The 12,996-nt window shown below is 72.3% G+C and carries 11 protein-coding genes, 1 tRNA gene and 1 pseudogene; 5 read left to right on the forward strand and 8 right to left on the reverse strand.

Annotation, left to right across the window (positions count from 1 at the left end; genetic code table 11):
* Position 1: 1 nt before the first annotated feature.
* Both ACWC91_RS18620 and ACWC91_RS18625 read right to left on the reverse strand, forming a co-directional pair.
* A complete protein-coding gene (locus ACWC91_RS18620; protein ID WP_225076478.1) occupies positions 2-589 on the reverse strand; it encodes a TetR/AcrR family transcriptional regulator in 588 nt (195 codons plus the stop codon).
* Positions 586-2,100: a 3-hydroxyacyl-CoA dehydrogenase gene (locus ACWC91_RS18625; RefSeq protein ID WP_281157233.1), complete on the reverse strand. Its 1,515-nt coding sequence runs from the start codon at positions 2,098-2,100 to the stop codon at positions 586-588. Before ACWC91_RS18625 ends, ACWC91_RS18620 begins: the two co-directional genes overlap by 4 nt.
* Positions 2,101-2,270: 170 nt before the next feature.
* Between ACWC91_RS18625 and paaN the strand changes: the two genes are divergently transcribed.
* Positions 2,271-3,962 (forward strand): phenylacetic acid degradation protein PaaN, encoded by a 1,692-nt coding sequence (gene paaN, locus ACWC91_RS18630; protein WP_450640975.1) that lies wholly within the window; start codon positions 2,271-2,273, stop codon positions 3,960-3,962.
* 5 nt (positions 3,963-3,967) lie between these two features.
* Here the strand turns inward: paaN and ACWC91_RS18635 are convergent, their stop codons facing one another.
* From ACWC91_RS18635 to ACWC91_RS18655, 5 genes are all read right to left on the reverse strand, one after another.
* Entirely contained in the window at positions 3,968-4,720 is a 753-nt protein-coding gene (locus ACWC91_RS18635) for a TrmH family RNA methyltransferase (protein ID WP_376502732.1), read from the reverse strand.
* On the reverse strand, positions 4,717-5,928 hold the full coding sequence (locus tag ACWC91_RS18640; RefSeq protein ID WP_450640977.1) for an HTTM domain-containing protein: 1,212 nt from the start codon (positions 5,926-5,928) through the stop codon (positions 4,717-4,719). Before ACWC91_RS18640 ends, ACWC91_RS18635 begins: the two co-directional genes overlap by 4 nt.
* Positions 5,925-6,965, reverse strand: a complete 1,041-nt coding sequence (locus tag ACWC91_RS18645; protein ID WP_225076473.1) for a DUF5819 family protein — start codon at positions 6,963-6,965, stop codon at positions 5,925-5,927. Before ACWC91_RS18645 ends, ACWC91_RS18640 begins: the two co-directional genes overlap by 4 nt.
* 337 nt (positions 6,966-7,302) lie before the next feature.
* Entirely contained in the window at positions 7,303-7,632 is a 330-nt protein-coding gene (locus ACWC91_RS18650; protein WP_281157238.1) for a rhodanese-like domain-containing protein, read from the reverse strand.
* Between the two features lie 154 nt (positions 7,633-7,786).
* Complete coding sequence (locus tag ACWC91_RS18655; RefSeq protein ID WP_450640978.1) at positions 7,787-8,635, reverse strand: hypothetical protein; 849 nt, start codon at positions 8,633-8,635, stop codon at positions 7,787-7,789.
* A 184-nt stretch (positions 8,636-8,819) separates the two neighbouring features.
* Here ACWC91_RS18655 and ACWC91_RS18660 point away from each other — a divergent pair.
* A pseudogene (locus tag ACWC91_RS18660) lies at positions 8,820-9,201 on the forward strand (carbohydrate-binding protein); the annotation flags it as partial.
* 158 nt (positions 9,202-9,359) lie between these two features.
* Here ACWC91_RS18660 and ACWC91_RS18665 read toward each other — a convergent pair.
* Positions 9,360-9,446, reverse strand: a tRNA-Leu gene (locus ACWC91_RS18665).
* Between the two features lie 485 nt (positions 9,447-9,931).
* Here ACWC91_RS18665 and ACWC91_RS18670 point away from each other — a divergent pair.
* From ACWC91_RS18670 to ACWC91_RS18680, 3 genes are all read left to right on the forward strand, one after another.
* Complete coding sequence (locus ACWC91_RS18670; protein WP_450640979.1) at positions 9,932-10,771, forward strand: FhaA domain-containing protein; 840 nt, start codon at positions 9,932-9,934, stop codon at positions 10,769-10,771.
* Positions 10,772-10,781: 10 nt separating this feature from the next.
* Entirely contained in the window at positions 10,782-11,294 is a 513-nt protein-coding gene (locus ACWC91_RS18675) for an FHA domain-containing protein FhaB/FipA (RefSeq protein WP_225076470.1), read from the forward strand.
* Between the two features lie 121 nt (positions 11,295-11,415).
* Positions 11,416-12,996, forward strand: coding sequence for a Stp1/IreP family PP2C-type Ser/Thr phosphatase (locus tag ACWC91_RS18680; RefSeq protein WP_225076469.1), 1,581 nt, complete (start codon positions 11,416-11,418; stop codon positions 12,994-12,996).

Consider the following 12,996-nt stretch of genomic DNA (forward strand, 5'->3'; position numbering starts at 1 on the left):
GTCAGTCGTTGCGCAGCCCCGAGAAGACCAGCCGCGTCACCGCGTCGGCCACCTCCCGCTCCCCCATGCCGCGCCCGTCGGGCCGGTACCACTCCACGATCGAGTTGATCATCCCGAAGACGAGCCGGGTCGCCAGCCGCACCTCCACGTCGGCGCGCACGTCCCCCTCCTCGGCCGACGCCCTCAGCAGATCGGCCACCCGGTGGTCGAAGTCGCGGCGCCGCTCCAGCGCCCAGCGCTCGGTCTCGGTGTTGCCGCGCACGCGCAGCAGCAGCGTCACATAGGGCAGTTCGGCGATGAGCACCTCGACCATGCGCCGCACCACGTGCTCCAGGCGTTCGACGGCGCGCCCCGTGCGCGCGTGCTCCTCGTCGAGGATCCCGAACAGCTCGTCCAGAGCCCTGCTGACCGCCCGGCGCAGCAGTTCCTCCTTGCCGGCGACGTGGTGGTAGATCGACGACTTGGAGATGCCGGCCGCCCGGGACAGGTGCTCCATGGAGGTGCCGTCGTAGCCGCGTTCGATGAAGACCTGAACGGCCACGGACAGCAGCGTCTCCGGGGTGTACGTGTCGCGCCTTGCGGTGGTCATGAGGTGCCCTCCCGCTTGTCGGTGGCGTAGGCGTGGCGGTAGAGCGCGAGCGACGGCGCGTAGCGGCCGGACGGATCGCACTCGTGCAGGTTGTCCAGCAGGGACCAGGCCCAGGTGCCGCCGAGCCTGCGGCTCCACTCGAAGGGCCCGAGCGGGTAGTTGACGCCCAGGCGCATCGCGGTGTCGATGTCCTCCTCGGTGGCCACCCCCTTGGCGACGGCGTCGTGCGCCAGATCGATGATCCGGGCGACCGTGCGGGCGACGATCATGCCCGGGACGTCCCCGATGACGCTGACCTGCTTGCCGAGCGCCTGGAACAGGCCGGTGGCCTCGGCGACGGTCCGCGGCGGGGTGTCCTGGGAGGCGGACAGGGCGATCCGCGTGGCCCCGCGGTAGTCGAGGGCGAGATCGAAGTAGACGGCGTCCCGGAACTCCACCGAGGTCTGCCCGTCGGCGAGGACCAGCCGGCCACCGCTCGGCAGCACCAGGCGGGTGCCGTGGTCCTCGTCCTCCTGGCGCACCTGGATGCCCGCCTCCCTGATCAGGGCGAGCAGGTCCGAGGCGGGCCCGAGACCGCCCTCGGCGACCACGTACGCGGGCGGCGCCTCCTGTTCCGCGGTGTGCGGCTCGGGGCGCTCGGCGCCCTCGCGGTAGTCGTACCAGCCCCGGCCGCTCTTCCTGCCGTGCCGGCCGGACTCGACCAGACGGCGCTGGGCCAGCGAGGGGGTGAAGCGCACGTCATGGAAGAACGACCGCCACACCGAGTGGGTGACCGACTCGTTGACGTCCTGCCCGATGAGGTCGGTCAGTTCGAAGGCGCCCATCCGGAAGCCGCCCGACTCGCGCAGGACCGCGTCGATGGTGGCGGGGTCGGCGCCCTGGGACTCGTACACCGCGAAGGCCTCGGCGTAGAAGGGCCGGGCGATGCGGTTGACGATGAAGCCGGGGGTGTCCGCGCAGGCCACGGGGGTCTTGCCCCAGGCGCGGGCCGTCTCGTACGCGCGCGTGGCCGACGTGACGTCGGTGGCGAACCCGGAGACCACCTCGACCAGCGGCATCAGCGGGGCCGGGTTGAAGAAGTGCAGGCCCACGAGGCGGCCCGGGACGCGCAGCGCGCCGCCGACGGCCGTCACGGACAGGGAGGAAGTGTTGGTGGCGAGCAGGCAGTCGTCGCCGACGACGTCCTCCAGTTCCTTCAGCAGTTCCTGCTTGACGTCGAGCCGCTCCAGGACGGCCTCGACGACCAGCGTGCAGTCGGCGAGTTCGGTCAGGCCGTCGGCGGCCAGGAGCCGGGCGCGGGCCGCGTCCCGCTCGGCGCCGGTCAGCCGGTCCTTCTCGACGAGCCGGTCGAGCCGGGCGCCGATCGCGGCGGCCGCCTCGCGGGCCCGCCCTGGCACGGCGTCGTACAGGCGTACGGTGTGGCCCGCGACCAGCGCGACCTGGGCTATGCCCTGGCCCATGGTGCCGGTGCCGACGACGGCCACCGGACTGCTGAGGTCGAGTGCTGTCATGTGCGCGATCCTCCCGCACGGCGCTGTCCACGGATGCGGCGGACCCCTTGTACCGACCGATCGTTCGGTTACTCTAACTCTGACCGCCTGTTCCTGCCCATGGCCGTGACCATGGAGATGCCAGATCACGGGCTCGACGAGGAGCTCTTGAGACGAGGAGTTGGTCCCGCATGGCCGCCGAACTGACCGCACACGAGCTGATCGCCAGGCATCGGCCCACCCTGGACCAGGCGCTGGAGGCAATCCGCACCCGCGCGTACTGGTCGCCCCACCCCGAGCACCCGAAGGCCTACGGGGAGAACGGCAGCCTCGACGCGGCCGCCGGCAAGGCCGCCTTCGACGCCGTCCTGGGCACCCGCCTCGACCTCGGCCAGCCCGGCACGGACGACTGGGTGGGCGGCGAGGTCTCGCCGTACGGCATCGAACTGGGCGTGAGCTACCCGCACGCGGACATCGACGTGCTGCTGCCCGCCATGAAGGCCGGCCAGCGGGCGTGGCGGGACGCGGGCGCGGAGGCGCGCGCCGTGGTGTGCCTGGAGATCCTCAAGCGGATCAGCGACCGGACGCACGAGTTCGCGCACGCGGTCATGCACACCTCCGGCCAGGCCTTCATGATGGCGTTCCAGGCGGGCGGCCCGCACGCCCAGGACCGCGGCCTGGAGGCGGTGGCGTACGCGTACGTGGAGCAGGTGCGCACCCCCGACACCGCCGAGTGGACCAAGCCGCAGGGCAAGCGCGACCCGCTCGCCCTCACCAAGCGGTTCACCGCCGTCCCGCGCGGGATCGCGCTGGTCGTCGGCTGCAACACCTTCCCGACCTGGAACGGCTTCCCTGGTCTGTTCGCCTCCCTCGCCACCGGCAACGCCGTCCTGGTCAAGCCGCACCCGCGCGCGGTGCTGCCGCTCGCGCTCACGGTGAAGACCGCCCGCGAGGTGCTCGCCGAGGCAGGCTTCGACCCGAACCTGATCGCGCTCGCCGCCGAACGTCCCGGCGAGGGCATCGCCAAGACGCTGGCCACCCGCCCCGAGATCAGGATCATCGACTACACGGGCTCGACGTCGTTCGGCGACTGGCTGGAGGCCAACGCCCGCCAGGCGCAGGTCTACACGGAGAAGGCCGGCGTCAACACGGTGCTCGTGGAGTCCACCGGGAACTACAAGGGGATGCTCGCCAACCTGGCCTTCTCGCTGTCCCTCTACAGCGGCCAGATGTGCACCACCCCGCAGAACCTGCTGATCCCCCGCGACGGCATCCGCACCGACGAGGGCCCCAAGTCCTTCGACGAGGTGGCGGCCGACCTCGCCAAGGCCGTGGACGGCCTCCTCGGCGACGACGCCCGCGCCAACGCGCTGCTCGGCGCGATCGTCAACCCGGACGTCAAGGCCCGTCTGGAGGCCGCCGCGGGCCTCGGCGAGGTCGCTCTCGCCTCCCGCGAGATCACCAACCCGGACTTCCCCGGCGCGGTCGTCCGCTCGCCGGTGATCGTGAAGCTGGACGGCGCCAAGCCGGACGCCGAGACCGCCTACATGAACGAGTGCTTCGGCCCCGTCTCCTTCGCCGTCGCCGTCGACTCGGCCGCCGACGCGGTGGAGCTGCTGCGCCGCACGATCCGCGACAAGGGTGCGATGACGGTCGGCGCGTACACGACGGACGAGGAGGTCGAGCAGGCGGTGCAGGAGGTGTGTCTGGAGGAGGCCGCCCAGCTGTCGCTGAACCTCACCGGCGGGGTGTACGTCAACCAGACCGCCGCCTTCTCCGACTTCCACGGCTCCGGCGGCAACCCGGCGGCCAACGCGGCCCTCACCGACGGCGCGTTCGTCGCCAACCGCTTCCGCGTGGTGGAGGTCCGCCGGGAGGCGTAGGTCTTTCAGGACGCGGGTGCGCCCCCGGTGGCGCTCCAGTGGTACAGCGTCATCGCCACACTGGTGGCGAGGTTGTAACTGGAGACCTGGGGGCGCATCGGCAGCGCCACCAGATGGTCGGTGCGCGCGCGCAGCTCGGCGGACAGGCCGCTGCGCTCGGAGCCGAAGGCGAGCACGGCGTCGTCGGGCAGCTTCACCCCGCGGATGTCCTCGCCTTCCGGGTCGAGCGCGAACAGCGGCCCGCGGGGCAGCTCGTCGACGTCCAGCCGCTCCACGGCGGTCGCGAAGTGCAGTCCCGCCCCGCCGCGCACCACCGTCGGGTGCCAGGGGTCCAGGGTGCCCGTGGTGACCACTCCGGTCGCCCCGAAACCGGCGGCCAGGCGGATCACCGCCCCCGCGTTGCCCAGGTTGCGCGGCTGGTCCAGGACGACGACCGGCGCGCTGCGGGGCGAGCGCGCCAGCGCCCGCAGATTGGCCTGGCGGGAGGGCCGTACGGCGAGCGCCGCCACGGCGGTGGGATGCGGGCGCGGCACGAGGGAGGCGTACGTCTCCCGCGGCACCTCGTTCAGCAGGGCGTCCAGCGTGTCCCGTACATCGGGGGCCAGCTCGTCGGCGAGGGCGAGCGCCGCGTGCCGGTCGGCGGTGACGGCCACCGGCACCTCGGCCCCGAAGCGCAGGGCGTGCTTGAGGGCGTGGAAGCCGTCGAGCAGCACGGAGTCGCCGGCCAGCCGGTGCCAGGCGCGTACGGGGTCGCTCATGCCGGGAAGCCTACGCGGGCGGGCCCGGCTTCCTCCGGGGAGCGCGGGTCCTTCTCCTGGGACCGGTCACCGCCCCGCCGCAGTCGCGCACGCGCGCGTGCCGCGAGGCCGCCCAGGCGGCGCAGGAAGGGCGTCGGCAGGAACACCGAGTCCGCCGCGATCATCGCCAGCGAGAAGAACGGCAGCCCCAGCACGACCGCGATCACGGCGTGCTCGGCCATCATGACCGCCAGCAGGACGTTCTTCACCCGCCGGTTGAACAGCGTGAACGGGAACGCGACCTGCGCCATCACCGTCCCGTAGGTCACCAGCATCACCATCGTGCCGCTGGCGGACAGCAGACCGGCCAGGGCCGGCCAGGGCGAGAAGTAGTCCAGGTGGAGCGGGTAGTAGACGGCGGTGCCGTCCTGCCAGCGCGACCCCTGGACCTTGTACCAGCCGGCCGTGGCGTAGATCAGGCAGGCCTCGGCCATGATCACGAGCAGGGCGCCGTTGTGGACGATGTCGGCGACGACGTTCAGCAGCATCCGCGGCTGCGTCGAGCGCGTCCGGCGCCCGGCCGCCCACCACAGGGCCAGGCCCAGCCAGACCGTCCACAGGAGGACGGGCACGAACACCTCGCCCTGCATCCGGCCCGCCGCGGTGATCACGACCAGGAACAGCCCCAGCACGCTCCACAGGGCGGGACCGGCCCGGTCGGGGACCCGCTCCCCGCGCGCGTGTGCCGCCCGTACCCGCGCGGCCCGGCGCGCGTCGAGCGACCAGACCTGGCCGCAGCGGGTGAACACCAGGTACAGCGACATCAGGTGCAGCACGTTGTCACCGCCGTCGCCCACGAAGACGCTGCGGTTCTGCAGGGAGAGCACGCCGACCATGAAGAGCACGGACGTGGTGCGGGTGCGCCAGCCCAGCGCGAGCAGCAGGCTCGCCAGCACGGCCAGGGCGTAGCACGTCTCGAACCAGAGGTCGCCGCGGAACCACAGCAGGGCGGTGAAGGCGCCGTTGTCCGAGGTCAGCTGCTGGGCCAGGTTCCAGCTCCACGGGCCGTCGGGGCCGTAGAGCTCGTGGCGGTGGGGGAACTCGCGCAGCAGGAACAGCAGCCAGGTCAGCGAGAAGCCGATGCGTATGACGGCGGTCTGGTAGGGCCCGAGGGCCGCCTCGGTGACCCTTGCGATCCCGCGCGAGACCGAGAGCGCGAGGCGGTTCACCGTACGCCTCCCCGGGTCTCGCCGGCCGGCACCGTCCACCACTGCAGCGAACGGTAGGCCGGCTTGCCTGTCGCCTTCTCGTTGCTCCACGGGGGCGGGGGCACGTTGCTGGTGCGGCTGCGGATCTGGACGCGTTCGAGGACGCCGCCCGCGCCGGCCGCGTCCCCGCGTTCCAGACGCAGCACCGCGATACGGCGCAGGTACTGCTCGGCCAGGGTGCCGCGCAGGCCCACCGCCCGGTTGTCGGCGTCGTGGGCGGCGCCGTAGAAGTCCCAGGCGCGGCGCAGTTCGTTCTGCTGGGTGTGGCTGGGCAGCAGATTGCCCTCGATGGCCCGGCCGTCCTCGGCGGACAGGTCGTACCAGCCGGTGGTACGGGTGCCGCCGTCCGCCGTGCGGACCTCCGCGCGCACCTGGACGGCGACGTTCTGCTGGAGCGGGTTCGGCGCGAACAGCTTCCAGTTCTGCTCGAACTCCGGGTAGACCCACCCGTCGACGGCCTCGGCGTGCTCCCTGTTCACCGTGTTCGACGGCGTGACGTGCAGGAACACCATCCCGAGATGCACACACACCACGACGGCGACCACCGCGAGCACCAGCACCGCACCCATCTGATACGGCAGGGACAAGGCGGCGACACCACCGCGAGACGCCGACCCGCCGGGCGCGGGGGCGGAGGCAGGTACGGGGTCTGGAGCGGTGCCAGGACCAGGAACGGCGCCGGGGGCGGGGGCGGATATGGAGGCGGGAGCGGGGCTGGAGTCGGGAACCGGAACTGCGGTCGGGCCGCGACCACGAGCGGGACCGGTGCCAGGACCAGGAACGGCGCCGGGGGCTGAGCGGGGAGCAGGAACCGAGACGGGCGCGGGGGCCGGGGCGTTCTCGTCCGGCCTGTCGGCGGTGCCGGCGTTCTCGTCCGGGCCGGCAGCGGACGGCGGCCCGTCAGCAGAACCGACGGAGGTCCGGGAGCCCTCGTCCGGCCGGGCGCCCGGGCGGCTGGGGGCACGTGAGGCGGTCGAGTCGTCGTCGTGCGCGTTCATCCCGCCCCGTTTCCGATCCCGGTCCGTCCTCCGGCCGCCACTCGGCCGCGGGGCGCCGTACCGCCCGCGCGCACCGCTTCCCGGCGCCGCACCGGAACGGTACTCAGGGCCGCCCTCCGGGCACACCCCCGGGGCGTACCGGGCGCCGCGCAGGACTGAGCCGGCAGTCGTCCGGCGGAGGGGGCCACCCTACGGCGGTCCGCCGCAACATGGAATCGGCCGGGCACACGGGATCAGCCGGCCGTCCGGCCGCGCCCATCCACCCAAGCCCACCGCACTTCTGACGCCCCGTAAGGCACAGATTCGGTACTGGGGAGTACAGGACCCCGCCCCGGTGTCACACCACCTGGCCGGGCCGCCCCTCGTCGGTCACGACGGGCCGCCCCGAGGCGGCCCACACCTGCATGCCGCCGTCGACGTTCACCGCGTCGACGCCCTGCTGGACCAGGTACATCGCGACCTGCGCCGACCGCCCGCCGGAGCGGCAGATCACATGGACCCGCCCGTCCTGGGGCGCCGCCCCGGTCAGTTCGCCGTACCGGGCCACGAACTCGCTGAGGGGAATGTGCAGCGCCCCCTCGGCGTGACCCGCCCGCCACTCGTCGTCCTCGCGGACGTCCAGCAGGAAGTCGCCGTCCTCGAGGTCCTGGACCTCGACCGTGGGCACACCAGCTCCGAAATGCATGAGTCGACGCTACCCGAAGCGCACCGGCGGGTTCCGGCCCGGACCGGCACGGATCCGGCACCCGGCCAGTCACGGGTGACGCAGGTCACGCGGGGGCAGGCAGCTCACACGGGGAGGGTCACGCGAGTCACGCGCGTCACTCCTGGCTCAGCAGCTCGGCCAGTTCCGCCTCGCGCTCCGCGACCTCCTTGCGCAGCTGCTCGGCGATCTCGTCGAGGAGGCCGTCGGGATCGTCGGGGGCCAGCCGGAGCATCCCGGCGATCGCGCCGTCCTCCAGCCCCTTGGCGACCACCGTGAGCAGTTCCTTGCGCCGGGCCAGCCATTCGAGGCGGGCGTAGAGCTCCTCGCTGCGGCTCGGCCCCTGCTCCTTGGGCTTCGGGCCCGCCGCCCACTCCGCGCCCAGCTCCCGCAGCTGGTCCTCGTCGCCGCGCGCGTAGGCGGCGTTGACCCGGGTGAGGAAGTCCTCGCGCCGCTTGCGCTCGTCGTCCTCCTGCGCCAGGTCGGGGTGGGCCTTGCGGGCCAGCTCGCGGTACAGGCGGCGGGCCTCCTCGCTGGGGCGCACCCGCTGCGGGGGCCGCACGGGCTCGTCGGTGAGCATCGCGACGGCCTCCGGGTACAGACCGTTGGAGTCCATCCAGCCGTTCAGCAGCTCCACGACCCCGGGGATCGGCTGCAGATCGGCGCGCGCCTCCCGCGCCTTGCGCAGGTCCTCGGGGTCACCGGTGCGCGCGGCCCTCGCCTCGGCCGTCAGCGCCTTCAGCTCCTCCAGCCGGGCGTAGAGCGGTCCGAGTTTCTGCTCGTGCAGCCGGGCGAAGTTCTCGACCTCCACCCGGAAGGTCTCCACCGCGATCTCGTAGTCGATGAGCGCCTGTTCGGCGGCCCGTACGGCCCGCTCCAACCGCTCCTCGGGCCGCGCAGAGGCGCCCTCGGACGTCGCCCGGTCCGCCCCGGCGACGTCACCCTGTTCAGCTTCCGGGGTCGTCACCCGACCAGACTAGCGCCGCACGGGCCGGGCCCCGCCCACCGCCGCGACGACCGTGGCCCGGCTCCAACGCCCTCTGTCCGCCGGGCCGCCCACAACGCCGGACAGGGAGGCGCAACGACATCTCCCCGGGCACGAACGGCGCGATTGCCGTCGGCGGCGGCCGCACCGGAGAAGGCCCCTCTGTTTCGAGCCGAACTCATTGCTGCGCACGACCCTGGTGACACCCGGCACCCCGGCACCCCGGCCGACCGTCAGTGGCCATGTCTTCGGCCACATCTGCGTCCCGCTGTCCGGCATCCCGCTCGACTAACTGGCAGGCCGACGACGCCGGCGCCCACGACATGGGCGGATACGCCTTATGGGGCCACCAGTTCACGGACTCCGCCGGCGCGTACACGCCGAGCAAGATCGTGCCGGGCCGCCATCCCGGCCGCACCCGGCACCTCCACGTCAACGCAGGGGCGCCCGGCCGTCCGGCACTCACCACCCAGCCGCACTTCCCCGGCGAGCCGTGCAACGGCACCGACGCCCTCTTCGCCCCGGCCCTGCTGACGAACGTCCGCGGACGGCGCACAACAGGTCCCCGTGCGTGAGATACCTCACGCTGCGGGGTCCGTTGTCCGTCGGCCGAGTTGTGCGATGGCCCACACTTGCCGGCACAACGAGAAACGGGCCCCCACCGTGACTTCCGTCACTGGCGGAGACCCGTTTCATCGGTATCTCATGGTGCGCGAGGGGGGAGTTGAACCCCCACGCCCTTGCGGGCACTGGAACCTGAATCCAGCGCGTCTGCCTATTCCGCCACCCGCGCATTGGGTGTGTCCTCCGGCTCCGTCCCCTGGGGGCTGGCGCCTTCCGACATGCAGAACATTAGCACGCCCCGAAGGGTGGATTCACATCGCTTTCCCAGGGCAGGGGCCCAGCCCCGGCCGACCGCGTCCGCCCGCCGACGCAGGCCTCCGGCCCCGGGCCGCGCCGCCCGGACGGAGTCCCCTTCCGTCTCGGAGCGCGCCCGTTCACGTATCAACCTCGTACCGGTCACGCCCGTCTGCCCAGGAGCCGGACGAGGACCACAGTCGGGTGCGGGACACTGGTCTGCGACCCCCTCTACGATCCTGGGCAGAAGTACCGAGCGACACCGGGCACGCGACAGGCGTCGACACCCGTCGACAGGGCCGACAGGGGGAACCAGCCGATTCACCGGCGCGTGGATACGATCAGTAAGCAGTACCAGGCAAGCAATACGCGGCACGACGGCACGACCCGCAGCGACGGCAACGATGGAGGAGGTGCCCCATGGGAGTCCTGAAGAAGTTCGAGCAGCGTCTCGAAGGTCTGGTCAACGGCACCTTCGCCAAGGTCTTCAAGTCCGAGGTCCAGCCCGTGGAGATCGCGGGTGCGCTCCAGCGCGAGTGCGACAACAACGCGACCATCTGGAACCGCGACCGCACCGTCGTACCCAACGACTTCATCGTGGAGCTCAGCGCGCCCGACTACGAGCGTCTGAGCCCCTACTCCGGCCAGCTCGGCGACGAGCTCGCCGGCATGGTGCGCGACTACGCGAAGCAGCAGCGCTACACCTTCATGGGGCCGATCAAGGTCCACCTGGAGAAGGCGGAGGACCTGGACACCGGCCTGTACCGGGTGCGCAGCCGTACGCTCGCCTCCTCCAGCAGCCAGCAGGCGCCCCAGGCACCCCCGGCCGGCCCGGGCGGGTACGGCTACCCGCCCGCGGCCGGCCCCTCGGCAGCGCCGCCCATGCCGTCCGCTCCACCGCCCGGCGCCCGCCCCGGCGGCTACGGCTACCCGCCGCCCGCCGCCCAGCGGCCCGCGCCCGCCCCGGCGAGCGGCGGCCGCACCCGCTACTGGATCGAGATCAACGGCACCCGCCACCAGATCTCCCGCCCGACACTCGTGCTCGGCCGCAGCACCGAGGCCGACGTGCGGATCGACGACCCCGGCGTCTCCCGCCGGCACTGCGAGATCCGGACCGGAACGCCCTCGACGATCCAGGATCTCGGGTCCACCAACGGCATCGTGGTGGACGGGCAGCACACCACCCGCGCTACGCTCCGCGACGGCTCGCGGATCGTCGTGGGCAGCACCACCATCATTTACCGGCAAGCCGAAGGGTGAAGCGGGGGCAATGTCAGAGCTGACCCTCACGGTCATGCGGCTGGGTTTCCTGGCCGTACTGTGGCTGTTCGTGATCGTGGCCGTGCAGGTCATCCGCAGCGACCTGTTCGGTACGCGCGTCACCCAGCGGGGGGCCCGCAGGGAGACGGCCCGGCCGCAGCAGGCCGCGCGCCAGACGGCGCCGCCGCCGCAGCGCGGTCAGCAGGGCGGTGGCCGCCAGCGGCGCAACGCCCCCACCAAACTCGTGGTGACCGAGGGCATCCTCACCGGCACCACCGTCGCGCTGCAGGGCCAGACCATCACCCTGGGCCGTGCGCACGACTCCACGATCGTGCTGGACGACGACTACGCCTCCAGCCGCCATGCCAGGATCTACCCGGACCGCGACGGCCAGTGGATCGTCGAGGACCTCGGATCCACCAACGGCACATACCTGGACCGGACCCGGCTGACGACCCCCACACCGATGCCGCTGGGCGCGCCGATCCGCATCGGCAAGACCGTCATCGAGCTGCGGAAGTAGTACGACTAATGAGCGAGCGGAGCGAGCACGCAACGGCGGCCGGCACCCCGGGCCCCGGCGCGCTCCCGACCGGAGGGTGGGCACCGTGCGGATGTACCCGGAGCCGACGGGCGAGGTGCGCATGAGTCTGTCACTGCGCTTCGCCGCCGGATCGCACAAAGGCATGATCCGCGAGGGCAACGAGGATTCCGGTTACGCCGGTCCTCGCCTGCTCGCGATCGCCGACGGAATGGGCGGCCAGGCCGCCGGCGAGGTCGCCTCCTCCGAGGTGATCTCCACCATCGTCGCCCTCGACGACGACATCCCCGGCTCCGACATCCTCACCTCGCTCGGCACCGCCGTACAGCGCGCCAACGACCAGTTGCGCGCCATGGTCGAGGAGGACCCGCAGCTGGAGGGCATGGGCACCACGCTCACCGCCCTGCTGTGGACGGGCCAGCGACTCGGCCTGGTGCACGTCGGCGACTCGCGCGCCTACCTGCTGCGCGACGGCGTGCTGACCCAGATCACCCAGGACCACACCTGGGTGCAGCGCCTCGTCGACGAGGGGCGCATCACCGAGGAAGAGGCCAGCACCCACCCGCAGCGCGCCCTGCTCATGCGCGCCCTCGGCAGCGGCGAACACGTCGAGCCCGACCTGTCCATCCGCGAGGTGCGCGCCGGCGACCGCTACCTGATCTGCTCCGACGGCCTCAGCGGCGTCGTCTCCCACCAGACGATGGAGGAGACCCTCGCCGGCTACCAGGGCCCGCAGGAGACCGTGCAGGAGCTGATCCAGTTCGCGCTGCGCGGCGGCGGCCCCGACAACATCACCGTCATCGTCGCCGACGTCCTGGACCTGGACACCGGCGACACCCTCGCCGGACAGCTGTCCGACACCCCGGTCGTGGTCGGCGCGGTCGCCGAGAACCAGCACCACCTGCACGACAACGGGATCATGCAGACCCCGGCCGGACGCGCCTCCGGCCTCGGCCGCCAGGTGCCCGGACAGGGCGGCGGTGGCGGCGAGTTCGGCCCGCCCGGATCCGGGGACACCGCCGGTTACGCCCCCGCGGCCGGCTTCGGCGACTACGGCGACGAGGACTTCGTCAAGCCCCGCAAGAGCCGCAGGTGGCTCAAGCGTTCCTTCTACAGCGCGCTCACGCTCGCCGTGCTCGGCGGCGGCCTCTACGGCGGCTACCGCTGGACGCAGACGCAGTACTTCGTCGGCGCCAACGAGGAGCACGTCGCGCTGTACCGGGGCATCAGCCAGGACCTGGCCTGGCTGAAGCTGTCGAAGATCCACACGGACCACCCCGAGATCGAACTCAAGTACCTGCCGCCCTACCAGCAGCAGCAGGTCAGGGCGACGATCACCGAGGGCGGTCTGAAGAACGCCCAGAAGAAGGTCGACGAGCTGTCCGTGCAGGCCTCCGCGTGCAAGAAGGAGGCCCAGCGCCGCACCGCCGAGGACAAGAACGGCGCCAAGACGGGCCAGGGCCAGGCCGGCGGCACCACGGGCACCAGCGCCGCCACGGGAACCAGCGCGGCCGCGGGAACCACCCGCACCGCCTTCACGTCCAAGGCGACGCCGACGCCGAACCCGTCGACAGCCACGTCCCCGTCCTCCCCGTCCACGTCCGCCACCGCGTCCACTCCCAGCCCCGGCCCCACTCTCTCGGAGGAAGAGCAGAAGGTCGTCTCGCTGTGCGGTAAGCAGTAG

It is taken from the genome of Streptomyces sp. NPDC001204 (assembly GCF_053598035.1).